General features: G+C 59.0%; 26 protein-coding genes, 1 other RNA gene and 1 pseudogene. 11 read left to right on the top strand and 17 right to left on the bottom strand.

Features of this window, described 5'->3' with window-relative positions; translation table 11 throughout:
- Positions 1 to 43: 43 nt before the first annotated feature.
- From QZ869_RS01780 to ruvC, 7 genes are all read right to left on the bottom strand, one after another.
- Positions 44 to 262, bottom strand: coding sequence for a DUF2945 domain-containing protein (locus QZ869_RS01780; protein ID WP_296020594.1), 219 nt, complete (start codon positions 260 to 262; stop codon positions 44 to 46).
- 54 nt (positions 263 to 316) lie between these two features.
- Positions 317 to 1,210, bottom strand: coding sequence for a metallophosphoesterase (locus tag QZ869_RS01775; RefSeq protein ID WP_296102191.1), 894 nt, complete (start codon positions 1,208 to 1,210; stop codon positions 317 to 319).
- A gap of 2 nt (positions 1,211 to 1,212) precedes the next feature.
- Complete coding sequence (gene ruvB / locus QZ869_RS01770) at positions 1,213 to 2,253, bottom strand: Holliday junction branch migration DNA helicase RuvB (RefSeq protein ID WP_062598848.1); 1,041 nt, start codon at positions 2,251 to 2,253, stop codon at positions 1,213 to 1,215.
- Positions 2,250 to 2,654 (bottom strand): PIN domain-containing protein, encoded by a 405-nt coding sequence (locus tag QZ869_RS01765; protein ID WP_296102189.1) that lies wholly within the window; start codon positions 2,652 to 2,654, stop codon positions 2,250 to 2,252. The genes ruvB and QZ869_RS01765 overlap by 4 nt, the downstream gene beginning before the upstream one ends.
- Positions 2,651 to 2,932, bottom strand: coding sequence for an AbrB/MazE/SpoVT family DNA-binding domain-containing protein (locus QZ869_RS01760; RefSeq protein WP_296078588.1), 282 nt, complete (start codon positions 2,930 to 2,932; stop codon positions 2,651 to 2,653). Before QZ869_RS01760 ends, QZ869_RS01765 begins: the two co-directional genes overlap by 4 nt.
- Positions 2,933 to 3,007: 75 nt before the next feature.
- Positions 3,008 to 3,625, bottom strand: a complete 618-nt coding sequence (gene ruvA, locus QZ869_RS01755) for a Holliday junction branch migration protein RuvA (RefSeq protein WP_296083007.1) — start codon at positions 3,623 to 3,625, stop codon at positions 3,008 to 3,010.
- 52 nt (positions 3,626 to 3,677) lie between these two features.
- On the bottom strand, positions 3,678 to 4,190 hold the full coding sequence (gene ruvC / locus QZ869_RS01750; protein WP_296102187.1) for a crossover junction endodeoxyribonuclease RuvC: 513 nt from the start codon (positions 4,188 to 4,190) through the stop codon (positions 3,678 to 3,680).
- A gap of 212 nt (positions 4,191 to 4,402) precedes the next feature.
- On the opposite strand from ruvC, the gene QZ869_RS01745 reads away from it, so the two are divergent.
- Complete coding sequence (locus QZ869_RS01745) at positions 4,403 to 5,404, top strand: LLM class flavin-dependent oxidoreductase (RefSeq protein ID WP_296102185.1); 1,002 nt, start codon at positions 4,403 to 4,405, stop codon at positions 5,402 to 5,404.
- 132 nt (positions 5,405 to 5,536) lie between these two features.
- Here QZ869_RS01745 and QZ869_RS01740 read toward each other — a convergent pair whose 3' ends face one another.
- Entirely contained in the window at positions 5,537 to 6,283 is a 747-nt protein-coding gene (locus tag QZ869_RS01740) for a YebC/PmpR family DNA-binding transcriptional regulator (RefSeq protein ID WP_296102184.1), read from the bottom strand.
- 205 nt (positions 6,284 to 6,488) lie between these two features.
- Here QZ869_RS01740 and QZ869_RS01735 point away from each other — a divergent pair, with 205 nt between their 5' ends.
- Entirely contained in the window at positions 6,489 to 6,992 is a 504-nt protein-coding gene (locus tag QZ869_RS01735; protein ID WP_296016580.1) for a pyridoxamine 5'-phosphate oxidase family protein, read from the top strand.
- 102 nt (positions 6,993 to 7,094) lie between these two features.
- Here the strand turns inward: QZ869_RS01735 and QZ869_RS01730 are convergent, their stop codons facing one another.
- The 7 genes from QZ869_RS01730 to QZ869_RS01700 form a co-directional block, all read right to left on the bottom strand.
- Positions 7,095 to 7,934, bottom strand: coding sequence for an MBL fold metallo-hydrolase (locus QZ869_RS01730; protein ID WP_296102181.1), 840 nt, complete (start codon positions 7,932 to 7,934; stop codon positions 7,095 to 7,097).
- A 117-nt stretch (positions 7,935 to 8,051) separates the two neighbouring features.
- Entirely contained in the window at positions 8,052 to 8,876 is an 825-nt protein-coding gene (locus QZ869_RS01725) for a TIGR00282 family metallophosphoesterase (protein WP_296016576.1), read from the bottom strand.
- Positions 8,873 to 9,469, bottom strand: a complete 597-nt coding sequence (locus QZ869_RS01720) for a 5-formyltetrahydrofolate cyclo-ligase (RefSeq protein ID WP_296083000.1) — start codon at positions 9,467 to 9,469, stop codon at positions 8,873 to 8,875. Before QZ869_RS01720 ends, QZ869_RS01725 begins: the two co-directional genes overlap by 4 nt.
- The gene (locus tag QZ869_RS01715; RefSeq protein WP_363315090.1) at positions 9,469 to 10,731 is read right to left on the bottom strand and encodes a hemolysin family protein; all 1,263 of its coding nucleotides are present in this window, start codon (positions 10,729 to 10,731) and stop codon (positions 9,469 to 9,471) included. The genes QZ869_RS01720 and QZ869_RS01715 overlap by 1 nt, the downstream gene beginning before the upstream one ends.
- 279 nt (positions 10,732 to 11,010) lie before the next feature.
- Positions 11,011 to 11,168, bottom strand: a non-coding RNA gene (ssrS, locus tag QZ869_RS01710) — 6S RNA.
- Positions 11,169 to 11,250: 82 nt separating this feature from the next.
- On the bottom strand, positions 11,251 to 11,628 hold the full coding sequence (locus QZ869_RS01705) for a cell division protein ZapA (RefSeq protein ID WP_062427933.1): 378 nt from the start codon (positions 11,626 to 11,628) through the stop codon (positions 11,251 to 11,253).
- A 13-nt stretch (positions 11,629 to 11,641) separates the two neighbouring features.
- Positions 11,642 to 11,914 (bottom strand): DUF4164 domain-containing protein, encoded by a 273-nt coding sequence (locus QZ869_RS01700; RefSeq protein ID WP_296016568.1) that lies wholly within the window; start codon positions 11,912 to 11,914, stop codon positions 11,642 to 11,644.
- A 365-nt stretch (positions 11,915 to 12,279) separates the two neighbouring features.
- On the opposite strand from QZ869_RS01700, the gene tkt reads away from it, so the two are divergent.
- From tkt to pgk, 4 genes are all read left to right on the top strand, one after another.
- The gene (gene tkt, locus QZ869_RS01695) at positions 12,280 to 14,262 is read left to right on the top strand and encodes a transketolase (RefSeq protein WP_296016566.1); all 1,983 of its coding nucleotides are present in this window, start codon (positions 12,280 to 12,282) and stop codon (positions 14,260 to 14,262) included.
- Between the two features lie 139 nt (positions 14,263 to 14,401).
- The gene (gap, locus tag QZ869_RS01690) at positions 14,402 to 15,412 is read left to right on the top strand and encodes a type I glyceraldehyde-3-phosphate dehydrogenase (RefSeq protein WP_296102180.1); all 1,011 of its coding nucleotides are present in this window, start codon (positions 14,402 to 14,404) and stop codon (positions 15,410 to 15,412) included.
- 194 nt (positions 15,413 to 15,606) lie between these two features.
- The gene (locus QZ869_RS01685) at positions 15,607 to 17,424 is read left to right on the top strand and encodes a potassium/proton antiporter (RefSeq protein WP_296082997.1); all 1,818 of its coding nucleotides are present in this window, start codon (positions 15,607 to 15,609) and stop codon (positions 17,422 to 17,424) included.
- 101 nt (positions 17,425 to 17,525) lie between these two features.
- A complete protein-coding gene (gene pgk / locus QZ869_RS01680; protein WP_296102178.1) occupies positions 17,526 to 18,728 on the top strand; it encodes a phosphoglycerate kinase in 1,203 nt (400 codons plus the stop codon).
- 135 nt (positions 18,729 to 18,863) lie between these two features.
- Here pgk and QZ869_RS01675 read toward each other — a convergent pair whose 3' ends face one another.
- Positions 18,864 to 18,992, bottom strand: a complete 129-nt coding sequence (locus QZ869_RS01675; protein WP_296038403.1) for a hypothetical protein — start codon at positions 18,990 to 18,992, stop codon at positions 18,864 to 18,866.
- A 153-nt stretch (positions 18,993 to 19,145) separates the two neighbouring features.
- Here QZ869_RS01675 and QZ869_RS01670 point away from each other — a divergent pair, with 153 nt between their 5' ends.
- From QZ869_RS01670 to QZ869_RS01660, 3 genes and pseudogenes are all read left to right on the top strand, one after another.
- Positions 19,146 to 20,171: a class I fructose-bisphosphate aldolase gene (locus QZ869_RS01670; RefSeq protein WP_296102176.1), complete on the top strand. Its 1,026-nt coding sequence runs from the start codon at positions 19,146 to 19,148 to the stop codon at positions 20,169 to 20,171.
- A gap of 213 nt (positions 20,172 to 20,384) precedes the next feature.
- Positions 20,385 to 20,513: a helix-turn-helix domain-containing protein gene (locus tag QZ869_RS01665; protein ID WP_296016552.1), complete on the top strand. Its 129-nt coding sequence runs from the start codon at positions 20,385 to 20,387 to the stop codon at positions 20,511 to 20,513.
- Positions 20,514 to 20,566: 53 nt separating this feature from the next.
- Positions 20,567 to 20,857: pseudogene (locus QZ869_RS01660) on the top strand (2TM domain-containing protein).
- A gap of 112 nt (positions 20,858 to 20,969) precedes the next feature.
- Here QZ869_RS01660 and QZ869_RS01655 read toward each other — a convergent pair.
- Positions 20,970 to 21,125, bottom strand: a complete 156-nt coding sequence (locus tag QZ869_RS01655; RefSeq protein ID WP_165457088.1) for a hypothetical protein — start codon at positions 21,123 to 21,125, stop codon at positions 20,970 to 20,972.
- Between the two features lie 250 nt (positions 21,126 to 21,375).
- Between QZ869_RS01655 and QZ869_RS01650 the strand changes: the two genes are divergently transcribed.
- Both QZ869_RS01650 and QZ869_RS01645 read left to right on the top strand, forming a co-directional pair.
- Positions 21,376 to 22,659: an MFS transporter gene (locus QZ869_RS01650; RefSeq protein ID WP_296016549.1), complete on the top strand. Its 1,284-nt coding sequence runs from the start codon at positions 21,376 to 21,378 to the stop codon at positions 22,657 to 22,659.
- Positions 22,656 to 22,853 carry a DUF1192 domain-containing protein gene (locus QZ869_RS01645; protein ID WP_296038401.1) on the top strand — a complete coding sequence of 66 codons (198 nt, stop codon included), beginning with the start codon at positions 22,656 to 22,658 and terminating at the stop codon, positions 22,851 to 22,853. The genes QZ869_RS01650 and QZ869_RS01645 overlap by 4 nt, the downstream gene beginning before the upstream one ends.
- The last annotated feature ends 235 nt before the right edge of the window (positions 22,854 to 23,088 follow it).

The raw sequence follows: 23,088 nt of genomic DNA, 5'->3' as shown, positions 1-23,088 counted from the left end.
CAGCGCATCGGCCTCCATTTGACGAGCGACGGCGATCTGCGACTCAACTTGCCTTATCAAGCTCCGAATGGCTCTTCAGTACTTTGCCGCCATCGTCCTGCTCGATCAGATAGGCCGGCTCGTCCTTGCTTGCCTTGCGCTTGATCGTCGAGCCGTCGATCTTGCGCTCGACATCCTCGGTGAAGCTCTCGGCCACCTTGCCCTCGCCCTTGCCATTGCCCCACTTCCAGCTGACCTTGGTGCCTTTGCGATACGTCGTCATGCAGCTTCTCCCATTGAAAGAACGGGAAAGGGCGGTGGTGGCGGTCTGGTTCCGTCAGCCGACGAGATCGATCACCACGATTTCCGGTGGTGACAGGAAGCGGATCGGCGCGCCCGAACAACCAAGACCGCCAGACACGATCAGATGACGACTGTTTTCCACCTTGTGACCATAGGCATAACGTTCGCCGTAAATGGAGGGAACGACGGGCCGCCAACCGAACAGATTGACCTGCCCGCCATGGGTATGGCCGGACAATGTCAGAGACACACGCTCCGGCACTGTCGGGAAAATATCCGGCTCATGCGCCATCATAATGATCGGCGCATCATCGGTAACCTGCGCCAGCGTCCCGGGAAGATCGTCAAGGCCCGCGACCTCGCCGCGTTCGCGATAGGCCCACTGATCCTCAAGTCCGGCAATCCAGAAGGGATGCTCCTCGGATCCGCTGCGGATAGCGGTATTGGAATGGACGGTTATGCCGACGGCCCGCAGCGCCCGGTGCGAAACCGTCTCCTTCAGCCGAAGCCTCTGCGCCTCAGGGTCCTGCGCCCAGTCGTGATTGCCGCACACGGCGTGTACGCCATAGGGTGCCCGCAAGGCAGACAGCGCGTTGGCCCATTGCGCTGGCGCGACGATATCTGTGATGAAGCGCTGCATGCCGGTGACATAGTCCCCCAGCAGCAGGATGATATCGCCGCCAAGCGTATTGGCATGGTTGCAAATGCGAGAGATCCGCTCTGGCGACATCCATGGTTCGCAGGCATGCAGATCGGCGATCACGACAATACGCAGGCTTTGCCCCGTCGGCCAATTCGGCGGCGTGATGCGGTAGCGTGTGGTCGCAAGCCGCAACAGTGGCTCTACCCCACCTGCGTAAGCTCCAAGCGAAAAGAAGCCAGCGCTGGCAGTCGCGGCCATTTTAAGAAGCGCACGGCGCGTGATCAAATTTACTCGTCCTCGAGAGAAAGGCGAAACTGCGCCGCTTCGAGATCCTTAGGCGGCTGCATACCGAGATGCTTCCACGCCGTCGCGGTCAAAATACGGCCACGCGGTGTTCTCTGAATAAATCCCTGCTGAATCATATAGGGCTCGATGATGTCCTCGATCGCATCGCGCGGCTCCGAAAGCCCAGCAGCAATCGTCTCGATGCCCACCGGCCCGCCGCCGAAATTCACCGCGATCATCGTCAGATAGCGCATGTCCAGCTGATCGAGACCCATATTATCCACCAGAAGCCGCGTCAGCGCCTGATCGGCAATTTCGCGGGTTACGGCTTCGGCGCGGGCCACTTCGGCAAAGTCGCGCACGCGGCGTAGCAGGCGCCCGGCAATACGCGGCGTTCCGCGCGCGCGGCGCGCAACTTCGCGCGCACCCTCATCCGTCATCGGCAGCCCCATCAACCGCGCACCGCGTCGCACGATCAGTTCAAGCTCATCCACCGTGTAAAAAGACAGGCGCACCGGAATGCCGAAACGGTCGCGAAGCGGCGTGGTCAAAAGACCAAGGCGTGTGGTGGCGGCAACGAGGGTGAACTTCGACAGATCGATCTTCACCGAGCGCGCCGCCGGACCCTCTCCGATGATCAGGTCCAGCTGAAAGTCTTCCATGGCGGGATAGAGGATTTCCTCCACCGCCGGGCTCAGCCGATGGATTTCGTCGATGAACAGAACGTCACGCTCTTCAAGGTTCGTCAGCAGCGCGGCGAGATCGCCAGCTTTCGCGATGACAGGACCGGAGGTCGACTTGAAGTTGACGCCAAGCTCCTTCGCCATGATCTGCGCCAGCGTCGTCTTGCCAAGACCGGGCGGGCCGACGAAGAGCACATGGTCCAGCGCCTCGCCACGGTTCTTCGCCGCTTCGATGAAGATCTTCAGATTGGCGCGCGCCTCCGCCTGGCCGGTAAAATCATCCAGCGTCTGCGGGCGCAGCGTGGTGTCGATATCCTCGCCGCGTTTCTCAGAAGAAATCAGCCGTGCAGCCTCACTCATGTCAAAAGTTCCATTCCGGGTATTTTCCGCGCTGCATTGATGTCGAAGGTGTAAATGGTTTTGCAGCCTTCGCCGAGCGACTGACAGGCGATAAGCGCGTCCGTGAAGTCGGCATTATGGCGCTCAACCAGACGGACGGCTTTGACGACCTTATCGTGTCCTTCAACGACCAAACCCCTTGTGTGCAGCAACTTGCGAATGGCCAAGCTGATCTGTCGTCGATTGAAACCGTATTGTGACTTCAAAGCCCAACTGAGCTCGATCAGAGTGAGAAGCGTTACGAAGACAGTGTAGTCGCGGCCAATCCCTGCTCCGAAACGCAGTGCTGCTTCCCGTTGGTCTGGTTCATCATCAACGAAAAGACGAAGAACGACGTTCGTATCCACGCCATACACTATCATGCAGCGGCATCCGCCTGATCATCATCGGTATCGACGACGCTATGGCCTGCAGCCTTGCTGACGGTCTCGTCTATTTCTTCCAAGGTGGCACGGCCCTTGGGAGGCTTACCTAAAAGGCCAGCGAGATCATTGAAATCAATATTCTTTGGCGTCAGCACCACTTCGCCATCAATGATGGAGTAGACGACCTGATCACCGGGGCGAAGGTTGAGCGCTTCACGCATGTCTTTAGGCAACGTTACCTGCCCCTTTGACGAAACGACGACTTCCCATCCCATGATATGCACCCGTAAGAAAAAACATCATATGGCGGAAATATTATCATTCATCCGCCAAAAATACAAATATCAGATCTACCGTGAAAGCTCCTTCAAGCCCAGTCGGATCAGCTTGGCGCTGTCTCCACCCTCCCCGCCATTCTTCAAGGCGGCCGCCACGGCGTTGGCAGCCTGATCGCGCGAATAGCCGAGATTGGTCAAAGCCGAGACGGCATCGGCGACCGGCGCAGGCGCCGCCCCTTCGCCGATCTCCTGCTTGAGCCCGATGGCACCTGACGCTTCTCCGGCAAAAGCAGGGGCCTTGTTGCGCAGCTCGGTGACGATGCGGATCGCGACCTTCGGACCGACGCCAGGCGCACGCGACACAACGGCCTTGTCCTGCAACGCGATGGCATTGGCAAGTTCGGATGGCGAGAGCGTCGACAGCACGGCAAGCGCCACCTTGGAGCCCACACCCTGCACGCTTTGCAGCAGGTTGAACCACTCGCGTTCCAGAGCACTCATGAAGCCGAACAGCTTCAACTGGTCCTCGCGCACATAGGTCTCGATGAACAGCACGACCGCCTCGCCGACAGAGCCAAGCCGCGACAGCGTGCGTGCCGAGCAATGCGCCACATAGCAGACGCCATGAACGTCAACGAGAACGTAGTCGTCGCCGATTTCTTCTATGGTGCCTTTGAGTTTGCCGATCATCGTCGCGTCCGTGATGTTTGAGAGAGAGAGCTTAAAGCCGAAAAGAGTCTGCCTAGCCGGCGGCGAGAATGCGGCGCATCCGCTCGCCACCGCGGTTATGTGCATGACAGATGGCGATCGCCAGCGCATCGGCGGCATCGTTGCCCTTGAACTCGGCCTTCGGCATCAGGATTTTGAGCATCATGTGGATCTGCTGCTTTTCCCCGTGGCCGACCCCGATCACCGCCTTCTTGACCGCATTCGGTGCATATTCGGAAACATGAAGACCTGCGCGCGCAGGAACGAGCATGGCGATGCCACGCGCCTGTCCGAGCTTCAGCGTCGCCACAGCATCCTTGTTGACAAAGGTCTGTTCAACAGCTGCTTCATCTGGCTGATAGGAATGCACGACATCCGCCAGCCCGTCATGCAACTGGCAAAGGCGCGACGCGAGGTCCATCTCGGCATCGGACGTCACAGTGCCGGAGGCAACGAAACGCAGGCTGTTGCCAATCGTTTCGATGACGCCCCAGCCGGTACGCCTTAGGCCCGGATCAATGCCGATAATTCGAATCGCGTTTTGCATGTGTCAAACCCTATCCTGTGGGCTTGAAACCTGCCAGCCATAAGTGAACAAAACAAAAACATTCAATGAGAAAAGCCGGACTGGAGCCACGCCCTACGCGTCATCAGCCCGTCAGTTTTTTTGAACCATGGATCAATTCGCTGCGACGACTATGGCAAATGCGACACTTCGCATTACATTTCCTTACAAAGAAATGCCGCAAGGAGCATGCCATGATTCCCTTTTCCATTCTCGATCTCTCGCCGATTGGCGACGGAGAGAACGCAAGCAAGGCGCTCGATAATTCCCGCCGCATGGCCATCAAGGCGGAAGAGAACGGTTACGAGCGTTTCTGGCTTGCCGAACATCACGGCATGCCAGGCATCGCCAGCGCCGCCACGTCCATTGTCATTGCCCATGTGGGTGCCGCGACCTCTCGGATCCGCGTCGGCTCGGGTGGCGTCATGCTGCCGAACCATTCGCCGCTCGTGATTGCCGAACAGTTCGGCACGCTCGCAGCATTGCTGCCGGGGCGTGTCGATCTCGGCCTCGGTCGGGCACCGGGTACGGATATGCGCACGGCGCGTGCGCTTCGCCGCAATCTCGACGCTGGAGCGGAAAACTTCCCGCATGACATCGTTGAGCTTCAACGCTATCTCGGCTCCCCCGAGCCGGACCAGGCAATCCTTGCCGTGCCGGGTGTCAACTCCAACGTGCCGATCTGGCTTCTGGGCTCAAGCATCTACAGCGCCCATCTCGCCGCGGCGCTGGGCCTGCCCTATTCTTTCGCCTCGCACTTCGCCCCGGACATGCTGATGGATGCGATTGCCATCTACCGCGAGCGCTTCCAGCCATCCGCGACGTTATCGGAGCCTTACATGATGGTCGGCATCATGGGGGTCGGTGCCGATACGGACGAGGAGGCGCGACATCTCTTCACCTCCGCGCAACAGCAATTCGTCAATCTGCGCAAGAATGTCCGCACGCCCTTCCCGCGGCCGGTGGACAGCATGGACGGTTACTGGAACGATATGGAGCGGATCACGGTGGAACACACGCTGCGCTACGCCGCCGTCGGTTCGCACGCGACCATCGATCGCAAGCTTCAGCAGTTCCTGGGCGAGACCGGCGCAGACGAATTGATCGTCTCCATGCCGATCCACGACATCAATAAGCGGCTGCGGTCGGTTGAAGTTTTCGCCGAGGTGCGCGGAGGCGTGAAGAAGGCGGCTTGAGCCGACTGTGCTCTGACACGCCTCTACCACTGTCACCATTGAAAATGAAAAAGGCCGGAGCAAATCCGGCCTTAGTGCTTTTGATCTGTCGCTTTCGATTGCCGTCCTCACATCGGACGGAGCCAGAGAGTGTCAAGCAGACAGCTTCGCCATGACTTCTTCGGACACTTCGAAGTTCGAATAGACGTTCTGCACGTCGTCATCGTCTTCGAGATTGCCGATAAGCTTCATCAACGACTGGGCCTTTTCCTCATCCACCGGAACGGTGTTCTGCGGACGCCAGACTGCCTTGACGCTGTCAGCTTCGCCAAGCGTCGCTTCGAGCGCCTTGGAAACTTCATTGATGTCTTCGAAGCCGCAGATGATCGTGTGGCCTTCTTCGCCGCTTTCGACATCTTCGGCACCGGCTTCGATTGCCGCTTCCATCACCTTGTCAGCATCGCCAACGGATGCCTTGTAGGTAATTTCGCCGACGCGGTCGAAGGAGAAGGACACCGAACCGGTTTCGCCAAGTGCGCCACCAGCTTTGGTGAAGATCGAGCGGATATTGGATGCCGTGCGGTTGCGGTTGTCCGTCAGCGCCTCGACGATGACTGCCGTGCCACCAGGACCGTAGCCTTCATAGCGCACAGAATCGTAGTTTTCCGCATCCGCGCCGGACGCCTTCTTGATGGCGCGGTCGATATTGTCCTTCGGCATTGACTGCGCCTTGGCGTTCTGCACAGCCAGGCGAAGAGCAGCGTTCATGGTCGGGTCCGGAAGACCGGACTTGGCTGCAACGGTGATTTCACGGGCAAGCTTGGAGAACATCTTCGAACGGATCGAATCCTGTTTCCCCTTGCGATGCATGATGTTCTTGAACTGTGAATGGCCAGCCATGGCACCCCTGATCGGATCGTTTGTTTGGATTGGGGGCCTTATAAGGGCGATATGGCGGCTGTTCAAGCCCGTACCCCCCTTCTTCTCGCATCCACATGACAGCGCTGCAAGGAACAGAAATCCTCTCCCGCCGTTGTGATCACAGGCGGCGAGATCATGACCGGATCGCTGCCGGAAGGAACAGGAACCGCAAGGAGATCACTGAATGGTAAGCCTGACTGAAGCACGCGAACAACCCGCCCGTCAGCTTTGGGACGAGATCAATTCCGTCCATGCGGGCATGCTGGGCCTGGAAGGTCTCCACAGCCACATGCAGCCCATGGCGCCGCATGCGGACCCGAAGACCAACACCATCTGGTTCTTCTCCAAGCGGGATACCGATCTCGTCCAGTCGCTGAAGTCCGGTTCGCGCGCGCATTTTTGCGTTATCGGCAAGGATCACGACTACCACGCCTGCCTGTCGGGCAAGCTGGAAGTCCGTGACGATAAGACCAAGCTCGAGGAATACTGGAACTCCGTTACCGCCGCCTGGTACGAACACGGCAAGAGCGACCCTCAACTGGTGATGCTGGCTCTGCATGTCGATGACGCCGACATCTGGGCCTCCACCGACAGCACGCTGAAATTCGGCTGGGAAATCGCGAAAGCCAATATGTCGGACGAAAAAATGCCGGATGTCGGCGTTCGACAGCACCTGACCTTCGCCTGATCCGATCGTCGACTGACGACCGCAAGCGCCGTGCATCTCTGGGATGCGCGGCGCTTTTGCACAGGCGTGGCCGTTGCACCGATCGGTCGTGGCTGACGTTTGCTACATGCCTTGCGGCACGAGTATTTGCGGCTGGCGGGGAAGGTTTCGCATCGATACCCGGATTATCGGGTCACTGGCATAGGCGATCTTGAACTGAGGTCCGAAGGCCACGAGAAACCGCTCCAGAGCGCTCGGCTGGTGCATCGGCAAAATGAGCGCGGAGCGCAACCGCTTGACGATGCGGCTCATGCTGTCCGCCCCCATCGTCAGCCCGCCGTCGACCGGCACCATCAGCACATCCAGCCGGCCGATTTCCGCATATTGCGTTTCCGTCAACTCGTAATGCAGATGCCCGAGGTGGCCGATGCAGAGCCCGGCCACTTCAAAGATGAAGATCGAATTGCCGTCCTTGGTCAGCAGACCACCGCCACCCCAGCGGTTGCGAATATCCGAGGTCACATTGCGAATATAGACATCGCCCACTTCCAGCTTGTGAACGGCCTTTTCACCCGGCACATCGCTCCAGCCATGCAGCACATGTTTGATCTCAGGCTCTGGTGCGAGCGTGTAATGGGTGGTGTGCGCATTGTTCATGGTCGCTACTGTCGGCATGACCGGCGGGCGGTAGACGCCGTTATAGTCGGTGGCAATCACCACGCCTTCGGGTGACTCGATCGTATAGGTGGAATGGCCGATATACTGGATCTTCACCTCTTCCCGGTCGCTGAGCTCAGCCTTCGTGATATCGGATGGCTTGAAGCTGGCGAAAGTGACCTTGGGAAGCGCCTGCGCAATCGCCTGGCACTGGCTGACGGGAGGGCGATCGGGAGGTTCCTGCGCGGCAACCGAGGCGGCGCTGAACAATATGGCGATCAATGCAGGCATGGATATGCGACGCATGGCACCACTCCCCAGAAAGGCGAATGCAGGGAAGGATGCGGCAAGGATGAGGGTTCGTCTAGCTGTTAGCGGTAGGTTGCGCTCACATTGTTGTCATTGCGGGGTGGACGCAAACACTCAAGCCCAAAACGCCGGAACAGTCTCCGCCAGCCTTGGCCCAATTCGCAAGGGCGCGATCTTCTCCGCCAAGCCGGTGCTATCGGAAATCTCCACCCCAACGCCGCACAGCGTCGCAGGACCGCTTGCCGCCTCGAAACGGCCCTTCGGCATTTTCGAGATAAACCGGTTGATCGGCTCTTCCTTCTCCATGCCGAGCGAGGAATCGTAATCGCCGCACATGCCCGCATCTGACATATAGGCCGTTCCGCCGTTCAGGATCTGTGCATCCGCAGTCGGCACATGCGTATGGGTGCCGACGACGAAGCTGGCGCGGCCATCGACGAAATGGCCGAAACATTGTTTTTCGCTCGTGGCCTCGGCGTGAAAATCGAAGATGATCGCATCCGCCTGCTCCTTCAGCGGGCAGGCCGCGAGAATGCTTTCGGCGGAGCTAAAGGGATCGTCCAACTCAGGATGCATGAAGACGCGGCCCATGATGTTGGCGACCAGCACGCGCGCGCCATTGCGGGCATAAAAGAGGCCCGATCCCTTGCCGGGGGTACCCTTCGGATAGTTGGCTGGCCTCAGGAACTGGTCGTGCCGCTCACAGAAGGAAACGGCCTCTTTCTGGTCCCAGACATGGTTGCCGGTGGTCACCACATCAGCCCCGGCATTGATGGTTTCCAGATAGATGTCTTCGGTAATGCCGAAACCGCCAGCGGCATTCTCGCCATTGACGATGACGAAATCCAGTTTCAGGTCGGAGATCAGTCCCGGCAGTTTCTCCCAGACGGTCGTGCGTCCAGTCTTGCCCACCATATCCCCGAGAAAAAGTAGTCTCATGCCCCTGCCCTGCCAGTGAAATGCCGCATGCCGCTTTCGGTCAAAATCGCGTCCAGCGCGACGTCATGCGCTTCTGCCGGCACTGATGGCACTTCCTGGCAGTCGAATGCAATGCCTATCAGCAAGGGTTCCAGGCCTTTTGCATGTAGGCGCGCAATGGCGCGGTCGTAATGCCCTGCCCCATAGCCGATACGCTGGCCGCGACCATCGAAGACCGAGAGAGGCACAAGCAGGATATCCGGGTCCAAGACCGACGCATTCTCATCCGGCCCCTTGGTGCCAAAGCCGGTCTTTACCAGTTCTGCATCTCGAACGAATTCACGAAAGACGATGGTCTCGCGGTCAAGCATCACCGGCAGGCAAAGTGTGGCGCCCTTGTCGCGCAAAGCTTCCATCAGCGGCCGGGTGTCTGCTTCGGAACGGATGGGCATGAAGCCTGAGATCACAGTCCCGGCAGAAAAAGACAATGCCGCCACAGCTTTTTCAGCCATGGCGGCGCTTTTTTCACTCCGCTCTTCAACAGAAAGAGCGTCCCGCAGGGCGAGACGCTCAAGACGCAATTGCGCTTTTGTAAGCGAAGCAGCGTTGCTCATTAAGCGGCCCGGCTGACAAGGACCTTGTCGATACGGTGACCATCAAGATCGATGACCTCGAAGCGCCAGCCGTTGCGCGTGATGTGCTCGCCAAGTTCCGGTAAGCGGCGGAATTCGTCCAGCACCAAACCGGCAACCGTTTCGAACTCGGCATCCTCATCGATCTGGAAGCCCATGCGATCGGCAAATTCGTCCGCCGCCATCCAGCCGGCCACGAGGAAGCTGCCGTCTTCACGCTGCACCATCGCAGGCTCTTCATCGTCCTCCTCCTGGAAGGCGCCGGTGATGGCCTCCAGAATATCGCCGGAGCTGATGATGCCTTCGAAATGACCATACTCGTCGTAAACAAGAACCATATGCACCGTGGAACGGCGCAGCGACTGGATCACATCGACAGCGCTTGTGAGGTCGGACACGACCGGCACTTCGCGCAGCAACTCGCGAATGTTGAGCTCCTTGCCGGAAGCCAGCGCATCGAAAGCATCCTTGGCGAAAAGCACGCCGAGAATTTCGTCGGAAGCGCCATTGCGCACCGGAAGGCGCGACCGCTGCGTGCCGCGAAGCTGCTCGCGTATTTCCTCAGCCGTGTCCTCGATATCGACGACTTCCACATCTCGACGCGGGGTCATCAGGCCTCTGGCGTTACGGTCGGCAAGACGCATAACGCCGGTGATCATCGCCGACTCCTCGGTCTCGATCACGCCGGCGCTGTGCGCCTCCGCCAGAACCGTGCGGATTTCGTCATCGGTAACAGAAGCGTTTGATTCACCGCTGTGCCCGAGAATAGCCAGCACGATTTTGCCCGACTTATCGAGAAGCCAGACGACCGGCGCACCAATCTTGGACAGGAACACCATGGCGGGAGCTACGCGGGCGGCGACCTTTTCAGCGTCGCGTAGCGCGATCTGCTTTGGCACCAGCTCGCCGACGATCAGCGACAGATAGGTAATGGCAACGACCACGACGCCGACGCCAAGCGCATCGGCGGCACGGTCCGGCACGCCCTGCTCGATGAGCCAGGCTGTGAAGCGAGTACCGAGTGTAGCGCCAGAGAAGGCACCGGAAAGAATGCCGACCAGCGTAATGCCGATCTGCACGGTGGACAAAAACCGTCCGGGATTTTCAGAAAGATTGAGCGCCATTGTGGCGCCCTTGCTGCCTTGAGCGGCCAGCACTTTAAGTCTCGCCGGTCTGGAAGAGACGACAGCAAGTTCGGACATGGCGAGCACCCCGTTCAGTACGGTGAGCAGGACCACGATCATAATTTCAGTAAACAAGTTTAGCTCTTTGGGCTGTTGAACGGCACGTCGCGGTTGCAACCGCATTCGCCTTTAGGACAGGCTGAACGGACATACCAATCCGAATAATAAAGAATTGTTCCATCAATGCAATGACAACATCGTGCCACTGCAAAGCTTTCATCATGAAACCAATAAAATAATCATGGGCGTCGCCCTTCACGCAAAAGGGCGCGATTTAAAACCGATGGTTTGTTGCAACGCCTTCAAACGGGCGAAGCCGCATAGGCTAAAAATGATAAAGTGCGTCCGCGACGACCGATGGATGTTTACGATCCTGGGTGCCTACAAACGTAGGTGGGCACCGTGTGTCCAGCCCCACGAGGCTGGCCAGGGACAGCTCCCTTTGGATCGAGTATGGCCCCAGGGATTGTGGTTCCTGTCGAGAAGCGCAGAACGCACGCTCTATATATGATGGATCGTTATGTTTCGAAAGAGGCTACCGAAGACAATCTTGATCGCAGCCGATACGCGGCAACAGGTTTAATTCACCGAAGGCTTCGGTCTCTCCACCAGCTTTTCGGTGATGCCGTTGAGCCGCATGGCGAGATCGGAAATGGCGAGAACGATCTGCTCATCCGCCTTCGCCTTGCTCTCGGCCATGCCGTCGCGGTTCTGCTGCAGGGAGGCCACCTGGTTTTCCAGGGCTTCGATCTTGCGCGACAGTTCTGACATTTCGTCGGTGATCATGATGCCGGCCATGACGGTCAGTCTCAGATCGCCGATTTCGCCGAACTGACTTTTGAGATGGCCGACATAGCGGTCGAAACGCGCGGCGAGATCGGTCAGATGGTCTTCCTGCCCGGCTTCGCATGCCATGCGGTAGGCTTTTCCGTCGATCATCACGGTGACTTGAGCCATGGGCCGTCTCCTCTTATCTGTCCAGCACGGCGCGGATGGTTTCCATGGCAGTGACCAGACGGCGCGAAACCTCGCGGTTCACCTCTTCCAGCCGGTTGGCGCGAAATTGCGACTGGTCGAGTTCCTGCGCAAGGCGGGCGCGATCAACATGGACGCGCTTGACTTCACTCTCCACCTCTGCGCTTTCGCGCTGGCGTTCGAGACGCACATCCAGGGCGTTTTCAAGGCTGGTGATTGCGGAGCTCAGCTCCGACAGCGCAACATGTATGGTCTTTTCCGCCGTCATCGTTTCTTCCAAACCGCATAAGCGGCAAGCCCGAATCGTTGCCGCCCGATGTCACTCAAGGCCAGCACACGATATTACCCGTTTTGAGCCTGCGTCAATCAAACCAATACATTCAAGCACTTTGCGCTGTGGATGAATGCGGCTTGGCAACGATCTCGTGACGCCATCCTGCCTGATTATGGCCACAGCTTGAGAGGAAGATCGGCCGAACGCACATGAGGCGGATGCGAAACGATTTTTGTTGCCGATCGAACCGCAACAAAGGCTGGATTTGTTGACAGAGCCGCCCCACCTGATATGGATCAACCCGCTTTTTGGATAGTCAGACCGACTATCTCCTTTCACCCGGAACAGACGGAAAAGCCATGATTTCTCGCGACAAACACGACCGGATGGCCAATGCAATCCGATTTCTTGCCATGGATGCTGTGGAGAAGGCCAATTCCGGCCACCCCGGCCTGCCGATGGGAGCAGCGGATGTCGCCACCGTTCTCTTTACCCGCTACCTGAAATTCGACCCCAAGGCGCCACATTGGCCAGACCGCGACCGCTTCGTGCTGTCTGCCGGCCACGGCTCCATGCTGCTCTACTCGTGCCTGTATCTGACGGGCTACGAGGACATGACGATCGACGAGATCAAGCGCTTTCGCCAGCTCGGCTCCAAGACCGCCGGCCACCCGGAATATGGTCACGCCACCGGCATCGAAACGACCACCGGCCCTCTCGGCCAGGGTATTGCCAATGCTGTGGGCATGGCGATTGCCGAGCGTAAGCTCGAAGAAGAATTCGGCTCCGATCTGCAGAGCCATTATACCTATGTGCTGTGCGGCGACGGCTGCCTGATGGAAGGCATCAGCCATGAGGCGATCGCGCTTGCCGGCCATCTGCGTCTGAACAAGCTTGTGCTCTTTTGGGACAACAACAACATCACCATTGACGGTGAAGTCGGCCTGTCCGACTCCACCAACCAGATCGAACGCTTCAAGGCAGTTCACTGGCATACGATCGAAATCGACGGCCACGATCCGGAAGCGATTGCCGCGGCCATCGAAGAAGCCCATAAGTCCGACCGTCCGACCTTCATCGCTGCCAAGACCACCATTGGCTTTGGCGCGCCGAACAAGGCTGGTACCCACAAGGTTCACGGTTCGCCGCTCGGCGCGGAAGAGATTGCCGCCACCCGCAAGCACCTGAACTGGGAATCGGAAGCCTTCGTCATTCCGCAAGACGTGCTGGACGCATGGCGTCTGTCCGGTCTGCGCTCGACCAAGACGCGTCAGGAGTGGGAAGCGCGCCTGGAAGCGGCTGACGCTGAGAAGAAGGCCGAGTTCAAGCGCCGTTTTGCTGGCGACCTGCCCGGCAACTTCGATAGCGCCATCGATGCCTTCAAGAAAAAGGTTGCCGCAAACAACCCGACGGTCGCCACCCGCAAGGCATCCGAAGACACGCTCGAAGTCATCAACGGCGTTGTGCCGGAAACGCTGGGCGGCTCCGCCGACCTGACGCCGTCCAACAACACCAAGACCAGCCAGATGGTGTCGATCACGCCGACGGACTTCTCCGGACGTTACATGCATTACGGCATCCGCGAACACGGAATGGCCGCTGCGATGAACGGTATCGCGCTGCATGGCGGTCTGATCCCTTACTCCGGCGGCTTCATGATCTTCTCGGACTATTGCCGTCCGTCGATCCGTCTTGCCGCTCTGATGGGCATCCGCGTGGTTCACGTTCTGACGCATGACTCGATCGGCGTTGGCGAAGATGGCCCGACCCACCAGCCGGTGGAACAGGTTGCAGCGCTGCGCGCCATTCCGAACCTTCTGGTCTTCCGCCCTGCGGACGAGACAGAAACCGCAGAAGCCTGGCAGCTTGCCTTGCATGAGAAGCATCGCCCCTCCGCACTGGCGCTGACCCGTCAGAACCTGACGCCAGCCCGCAAGGACTATGAAGAGAAGAATCTCGTGGCCTACGGCGCCTACGAACTGGTTTCGGCAAGCGATGCCAAGGTTGCGATCTTTGCCTCCGGTTCGGAAGTTGAGCTGGCGCTGAAGGCCGCTGCCACGCTGAAGGACAAGGGCGTCTCTACCCGCGTCGTTTCCGTTCCCTGCTTTGAACTTTTCAAGGAGCAGCCGGAGACCTATCGCCAGGCCATTATCGGCAACGCGCCAGTCAAGATCGCCGTCGAAGCAGCAGTTCGCCAGGGCTGGGACTACTTCATCGGCAATGACGGCGCTTTCGTCGGCATGCAGTCGTTCGGTGCCTCCGCGCCGGCCAAGGACCTGTTCCAGCATTTCGGCATCACTGCAGAAGCGGTTGTCGCCGCAGCCGAAGAGAAGCTCGGCTGATCCCTCTGGCCGGAGGACAAGGCGTGCTGCGCGCCTGACCTTCGGCCCGACTGCCGCCAGCGGTGGGAAGTCCCAAGTTTTGCCATCGCCTCCACATGCCATTCCATCCAGACGTAAATTATTGATCGGGAGACTGTAAATGACTGTAAAAGTAGCCATTAACGGCTTCGGCCGTATCGGCCGTAACGTCCTTCGCGCCATCGTTGAGTCCGGCCGCACCGATATCGAAGTCGTTGCCATCAACGACCTCGGCCCAGTCGAGACCAACGCGCATCTCTTGCGTTACGACTCCATCCACGGCAAGTTCCCGGCGGAAGTGAAGGTCGAAGGCGACTCGATCATCGTTGGTGGCGGCAAGCCGATCAAGGTGACCGCCGTTCGCGATCCAGCAACCCTGCCGCATGGCGAACTCGGCGTCGATATCGCGCTGGAATGCACCGGCATCTTTACCGCCCGCGACAAGGCTGCCGCGCACCTGACCGCTGGCGCAAAGCGCGTCATCGTTTCGGCGCCTGCTGACGGCGCTGATCTCACGGTCGTTTTCGGCGTCAACCACGACCAGCTGACGAAGGATCACCTCGTCATCTCTAACGCATCCTGCACCACCAACTGCCTGGTACCGGTCGTCAAGGTTCTCGATGACCTCGTTGGCATCGACCATGGCTTCATGACCACGATCCACTCCTACACGGGCGACCAGCCGACACTGGACACCATGCACAAGGATCTGTACCGCGCCCGCGCCGCAGCCCTTTCCATGATCCCGACCTCGACCGGTGCTGCCAAGGCCGTCGGCCTCGTCATGCCGCATCTCAAGGGCAAGCTGGACGGCACGTCCATCCGCGTTCCGACCCCGAACGTTTCGGTCGTCGACTTCAAGTTCGTCGCCAAGAGAGAAACCTCCGTCGCTGAAATCAACGACGCCATCAAGGCTGCGTCGAACGGCGCACTGAAGGGCGTTCTCGGCTACACCGACGAGCCACTGGTCAGCCGTGACTTCAACCACGACAGCCACTCCTCGATCTTCGCTACCGACCAGACCAAGGTCATGGAAGGCAACTTCGTGCGCGTTCTGTCCTGGTACGACAACGAGTGGGGCTTCTCCAACCGCATGTCCGACACGGCAGTGGCTTTCGCCAAGACCATCTAAGCTGGCATCAAGCCAACGGATCACAGAACCGGCGGGAGCAATCCTGCCGGTTTTTTCATGGGCACGAAGCCAGCGCCCGTGCTTCGCCTTGCTCTGGTCCATTTTGGCACTGAACAATCGCTGACAAGATTCGGCATCGGCAGATGTGGCACTGCGCGCCGGATCCACGCGTGCGGGTGTAAGAGGTTAGGGCATTGGAATCATTTTATCTCTTGCTGCTGGTTGCCACCGTCCTCGTTCTTGCGGCCGCTTTCTCCAGCCTGATTGCTTATCGCTTCGGCGCGCCGCTGCTATTGCTCTTCCTGATGATCGGCCTTGTCGCAGGAAAGGATGGCATCGGCATAGAGTTCACCAACAGCGCGGTGGCCTATATGCTGGGCTCTCTGGTGCTGGCAGTCATTCTCTTCGATTCCGGGTTCAGTACGCCTTTACAGACATTCCGGCTCTCATCACGACCGGCCGTGACACTCGCGACGCTTGGCGTGGTGCTGACCGCCGTGTTCTTTGCCGGTGCAGCCGCCCTGCTCCTCGGCCTTTCCTGGCTCGAAGGCCTGCTGCTTGGCTCCATCGTTGCATCCACAGATGCCGCAGCCGTTTTCTTCCTGCTGCGCATCGGCGGCATTCATATCCGCGATCAGGTACGCTCGACGCTTGAGGTTGAATCCGGCACCAACGACCCCATGGCGATCTTTCTCACCATCGCTTTGGTAGAGGTGGTGAGCCGTGGCAAGGGGCTCGCCGGCTTCGACAGCGGTTTCATCCTGATGTTCTTCAAGGAAATGGGCCTTGGCCTGATCTTTGGCATTCTTGGCGGCCTGATGATCGTCAACGTCGTCAACCGCTTCACCATGGATCGCGGGCTCGCACCCATCCTTGTCCTGGCGCTGGCGCTTCTCGTCTTCTCCTTTACCGGCGCGCTGCATGGAAGTGGCTTTCTCGCCGTTTATGTCGCGGGCATCGTTGCGGGCAACCGCAAGATTTTCGCCAAGGGCGCGATCCGTCGCTTCCATGAAGGGATGACATGGCTGGCGCAGATCATCATGTTCCTGATGCTCGGTCTGCTGGCCACACCCTCGCAGTTTCCGGCCATCATCCTGCCCGCCGTCCTGCTCGCCCTCTTCCTCATCTTCATCGCCAGGCCCCTTGCAGTGTGGCTGAGCCTGATGCCGTTCAACTACACCCAGCAGGAAACAAGCTTCGTCGCCTGGGTCGGTCTTCGTGGTGCGGTTTCCATTCTGCTGGCGCTGCTGCCGACGCTCGGCGGGCTGAACAATGCCGAGATCTACTTCAACGCCGCCTTCATCATCGTGCTCGTCTCACTTCTGCTACAGGGGTGGACCATCAAGCCCGTCGCAACCCGCCTTGGCCTCGTCGTGCCGCCCCGCATGGGCGAGGTGGACAAGCTGGAAGTGGATCTACCGGGCACGGCCACCCACGAGCTTATCTCCTACCGCGTGGCCAAGGGCAGCGCCATTCTGCAGGGCGAGCGCATTCCCCGCTGGGCGATGCCGTCTCTGGTGGTGCGCGATGGCAAGTCCATCCGTTATCAATATGCAGGAAGGCTCCGGGAAAACGATCTGGTCTATATTTTCGTCATGCCAAGCTATGCACGGCTTCTGGACCGGCTCTTTGCCAGCGCGAAGCCCGTGACCAAAGACGACGAGGATCTTTTCGGCACCTTCTCCATTGCGCCGCAACGTCCGGCCAAAGAGCTGGACGCCTCCTATGGACCCGGCCTGATTACCGCGCAGGAACAGTCCCTCACCGTGGGCGAGCTCATCGAAGCCCGCCTTGGCGGAAAGGCCGAATATGCCGACCGTATCCGCCTTGGCTCGCTGATCCTGATCGTTCGGGATCTTGATGAAACACACGCCGTTTCAAGCATCGGGATCTCACTGGAGCCAGTCGCGCCCGCCACCACACTGCCGATCTTCATCAGCCTCAAAGACATCATCCACCGCGCCCGCGAACACCGTCGGGAAAAGCGCAAAGCCCGCCTGAACACGAAGTGAAAGCGCGTCATTGCATCGTGACGAAAACGCCTTGCACAGCCGGTCAGGCATAGTATGGTCGCGCCCGAAATATTGTTTGAACACCATGACAGGATCGATCTATGCCCGCCTTCAAGACCCTTGACGACCTCACCGACATCTCCGGAAAGCGTGTTCTCGTCCGCGTCGATCTCAACGTGCCGGTCGCGGACGGCAAGGTAACGGACACGACCCGCCTCGAGCGCGTTGCTCCGACCATTCTCGAACTGTCCGAAAAGGGTGCCAAGGTCATTCTGCTTGCTCATTTCGGCCGTCCGAAAGGTGAGCCTGTCGCGGACATGTCCCTGTCCCTGATCGCACCGGCATTGGAAGAGGTTCTCGACCATAGCGTGCTCTTTGCCAGCGATTCCATCGGTGAAGCCTCAGCAGATGCGATTGCCAAGATGAATGATGGCGATATCCTGCTTCTGGAAAACACCCGCTTCCACAAGGGCGAGGAAAAGAACGATCCGGCCTTTACCGCAGAACTCGCCAAGAACGGCGATATCTACGTCAATGACGCCTTCTCCGCTGCCCACCGCGCCCATGCCTCCACTGAGGGTCTTGCCCGCCATCTGCCGGCCTATGCTGGCCGCACCATGCAGGCCGAACTCGAAGCGCTGGAAAAGGGCCTCGGCGCCCCTGCCCGCCCGGTCGTTGCCATCGTCGGCGGCGCGAAGGTCTCCACCAAAATCGATCTGCTCACGAACCTCGTCAAGAAGGTCGATGCGCTGGTGATCGGCGGCGGCATGGCCAACACGTTCCTCGCTGCCCGCGGTACCCAGGTCGGCAAGTCGCTTTGCGAGCATGATCTCGCCGAAACCGCAAAGCAGATCATGATCGAAGCCGCGACCGCTGGCTGCGCCATCGTGCTGCCGGATGACGGCGTGGTTGCCCGCGAGTTCAAGGCCAATGCCGCCAACGAAGTCGTCGATATCAACGCCATCCCCGAAGACGCCATGATGCTGGATGTCGGCCCGAAGTCGGTCGAAGCCATCAACGGCTGGACTTCGCGCGCTGAAACGCTTGTCTGGAACGGCCCGCTCGGCGCCTTCGAAATCGAACCGTTCGACACGGCAACGGTTGCCGCAGCACGTCACGCCGCCGAATGCACCAAGTCCGGCAAGCTCGTCTCCGTCGCAGGCGGCGGTGATACGGTCGCAGCACTCAACCACGCAGGTGTGGCGGAAGACTTCACCTACATCTCGACGGCTGGCGGCGCCTTCCTTGAATGGATGGAAGGCAAGGTGCTTCCAGGCGTCGCCATTCTGCAAGAGCAGAAGTAAACGGCGCTTCGCCCCCTAGACACTCCTTGCCAACGCCGCAACCGGCGTTGGCTCTTGGCTTAGGGCAGGACGGTACCTCCCTTACCACGCCTTCGACTGGCATGATCCGAGAGTGCAGCCACGGCGCATCTCCTTCTACGGACGCCGATACATCGGCATGACGCCCAGCAAGACGCCAAGAGCCTGTAGAACATGCAGAGCGCCTTCCTTGGACCGCTGCACTTCTTCCTCTCCCGCAGATGACGGTGGAACCAAAAGTCTCAAAAAACGTCTTCTCAGTCTGCAATTTCACCGCTCAACCACGCCCGTAAAACATTCAAACGATTGAATATTCTTCGGTCGCTTCCGTAGGCGAAGACCGCCATCTTTCTGCCTCCGTCTGGTACTCGGGTATGGTCATACACAGGGAGAATGGAAATGACTGAACGTCTGGAAGACATTGCCTTGAAGATGATGTCGAGCGGCAAGGGACTGCTGGCGGCCGATGAGTCCACCGGCACCATCAAGAAGCGTTTCGATACCATCGGCCTGGAATCCACCGAAACGAGCCGTCGTGACTATCGCGAGATGCTGTTTCGCACAGATGCTGCGATGACCAAATGCATCTCCGGCGTCATCCTCTACGAAGAGACGCTGTTCCAGAAGGCAGCCGATGGGACACCCTTAGTCGATATCATAAAGGCGGCAGGCGCCATTCCCGGCATCAAGGTGGATAAGGGCGCAAAACCGCAGGCCTTTTTCCCCGGCGAGACTGTGACCGAAGGCCTGGATGGCCTGGCGGACCGCCTGAAGACCTATTACGACGCCGGTGCGCGCTTTGCCAAATGGCGCGGCGTCATCAATATCGGCGATGGGCTTCCGACCTGGGGATCGATCAAAGCGGATTCGCAGGCGCTGGCCCGCTATGCAGCACTTTGCCAGCAGGCCGGTATCGTGCCGATCGTCGAGCCGGAAGTGCTGATGGATGGCAAACCGGGCACGCACAGTATCGATCGCTGCGCCGAGGTAACGGAATGGGTGCTGCGCACCGTCTTCACCGATCTCTATGACGCCCGCGTCAATCTGGAAGGCATGATCTTGAAACCCAATATGGTGATCGACGGCAAGAACGCCCGCAAGGCAAGCGTCGAAGAGGTCGCGGAAAAGACCGTGAAGGTGCTGAAGGCCACCGTGCCGTCCGCAGTCCCCGGCATCGCCTTCCTCTCCGGCGGCCAGACCTCGGAGGAAGCCACCGCCCACCTCTCGGCGATCAATGCCGGGTATGATCTGCCTTGGTCCGTCACCTTCTCCTATGGCCGCGCGCTACAGGAAACCGCACTTCACGCTTGGGGCGGCAAGGCTGAAAACGTTGCCGCCGGCCAACGCGCCTTCCGCCATCGCGCCGAGATGAATTCTCTGGCGGCCCTTGGAGACTGGAAGCAGGAGCTGGAAAAAGCGGCCTGACGTCCGAGCACAATCCTCAATGGAGGCCGCCCCACCGGGCGGCTTTTTTGCGGCACCCTTTTCCCACTCTCTTCAAATTTCGCACCGCCCGTCGCACTATGCGCCATAACAAGCCCGTCACCGTCCCGACAGCAACCCGACAGTCGGGCGGATGACGTGGTGTCCGGCGGCGGTTTGCGTGAATGTTGGCCTCGTCGAACCTTGGAGAGAATGATGCTGGTACAGAAACTCAGGCTGCAGCGCGGCTGGTCGCAAGAGCAATTGGCAACCGTCAGTGGGCTCAGCGTGCGTACCATCCAGCGCATCGAACGCGGCCAATCGGCGAGCCTCGAAACGCTCTAACATCCGTCTTCAAGATCGACGTGTCGCAACTGACCGTGGAAAAGGAAACGGACATGCAAAGCATTGCTGTCAACGCAAGAGAAGCCGAGGAAGCCATCGCATTCGAACGCGTGCGAAAGATCAAGAAATTCTATCTGCACGTGGCGCAATATGTCGTGGTCATCGCCATGCTGGTCGTGATCAATCTCGTCACCAGCCCTCATTAGTTCCGGGCCATCTGGCCGGCACTCGGCTGGGGCGTTGCCCTGGCTCTGAACGGGCTGACCACCTTCGACCTCGTCCCCTTCCTCAATGCCGCATGGGAAAAGAAGAAGGTCGAAGAACATTTCGGCCGCGAACTCTGATCCGCCTCACAGCCTGTTCGAAAATTGCCGTCGGCGCCTTAGCTAATCGCGTTGACTGGATGGACTGCCACGCCCCTGCCAGCCGGCAGGGGTGCGGGTAGCCGGCATGAGTTTAAGGCCGCAAAAGCAGCACCAGCGTCCACAACACGAAGGCCACCACGGCGATCTTCCAGAAATCGGCACGTCGTCTAAAACCCGGGAAACCGAGCGGGCGGATAAGCTGGATGCCCATGGCAAGAAGTAGCAAAAGGCCGATCGCCTTCGTCATCGCGCAACCTTTTGGCTCAATCCGGCAAGCACCGCGCCGCCGTTTCTGCCATGTTCTGCGGGAACCGCCGGCAAGCGCTGACAGTTCACTCGCAAATGTCTGTTTAAGGGCTTGCAGCATCCGCAAGCCAAATGTCAAACTCATTTCGACGTCGTCACAGAGCGGACATTTTTATGCTCACCATAACGGCCTCCAAAGCGAATCCACTGGCACGTGATACCCGCAATAGCATCGGCATGAGAGTGACTTTATGAGCAGAAATATTCTTCCCGTATTCGCTCTCCTGACCAGCACCCTCTTCCTTTTTCTCGGAAACGGCCTTCAAGGCCTGCTTCTGCCGGTGCGCGGTTCTGCGGAGGGTTACTCCAACGAGGTTCTCGGTTTTCTCGGCACGTCGTGGGCAACGGGCTTCGTCATCGGCTGCTTCGTGGCACCCGCGATCGTTCGCCGTGCGGGACACATCCGCGCCTTCGGCAGTTTCGTGGCGCTGATTTGCCTTACCGTGCTGTTAACCGGGCTTTTCATCGATGACGTCGCCTGGGTGGGCCTGCGCGCACTTACCGGCTTTTGTACCGCCGGCACGTCCATGATCATCGAAAGCTGGCTTAACGAGCGCGCCACCAACGAAAGCCGCGGCGCGATCTTCTCGCTCTATATCGCTATCACGCTGTTCGGCGTGGTCGCAGGTCAGTTGGTCATTCCCTTTGGCCATGTCGGCAACACTTCGCTCTTTATGGTCTGCGCCATCATCTATTGCGTTGCCATTCTGCCTGCCATGCTCTCCAAGGCGGAGAGCCCGCAGCCTTTGAAGAAGGTGAAACTCGATCTGCCGGCGCTCTATCGCAATTCGCCCGTCTCCTTCGTCGGCATCCTGCTGATCGGCATCGCCAACGGCGCCTATGGTACACTGTCGGCGGTCTTCGGCGCGCGCGCCGGTCTTGACCCCACCACCATCGCCATCATGGTCAGCTCCACCATATTCATCGGTGCGCTCGCCCAGTTTCCGGCTGGCAAGCTTTCCGACCGTATCGACCGCCGCTTCGTGCTGGCGGGGCTGGCGGCGCTTTGCGCTGTCGCAGGCCTCGCGATCGCCACAGTCCAGCCATCGCATGTCTATGTGCTGATCGGCATGATTGCGGTCTATGGTGCGGCGGCCAATGCGCTCTACCCAATCGCGGTCGCGCACGCCAATGACTTTGCGTCCTCCGAAGATTTCGTCAAGGTCTCGGGCGGCCTGCTGCTGCTCTACGGCATCGGCACCATCATCGGCCCGACCCTTGGCGGTCCGATCATGACCTATTTCGGACCCTATGCGCTGTTCCTTGTAACGGCGACTTCACATCTGATGATAACCGCCTATTCTATCTTCCGCTCACGCAAGCGCGCGGCACTGACGACCGAGGAGAAGGACAACTTCTCCACTATGCCGACAGCACCTGCACCGCTGTTGACACCCGAAAGTGCCTCGCTTGATCCGAGAGCCCCGCAATATCCTGAAGAGGAAGCAGATTTGCAAAAGGGAGCAGGAATATGAGTATTTTCGATGAGGATCTTCCGCAAAAGCAAGGCGCGACCCACATTGTCGGCAGTGATCTGACGCTGCTTTCCGTGGACGAACTGACCGCCCGCATCAACATTCTGACCGGCGAGATCGAACGGCTGGAACAGGAGCGAGAGAAGAAGTCCGCGGGTCGCAAGGCGGCTGAAAGTCTGTTTAGCGCCAGATGAAAGCCAATGCGGCCGACAAACGTTACGGAGAGCGACAGTTTTTCATTTACCATTAACCAAATATTAAGCTTTCTGAGAGATTACTGTACATGTTCAGTTCTGCTGAACCTCAGGCAGTTTCTCCTATCGGCGAATTGGTCTGATTTTTCTCCCTGTTTTACCTTGAGAGCCGCTTTTGCGGCTCTTTTTTTATCTTGTTGGAAAACCTGCAAAACTGTGGGTATTAACCTTTCTT

The sequence above is a fragment of the uncultured Agrobacterium sp. genome, assembly GCF_913777885.1.
Lineage (GTDB): Bacteria > Pseudomonadota > Alphaproteobacteria > Rhizobiales > Rhizobiaceae > Agrobacterium.
Note: the sequence above shows the minus strand (reverse complement) of the source record. Positions and strands in the feature narration are given on the sequence as shown.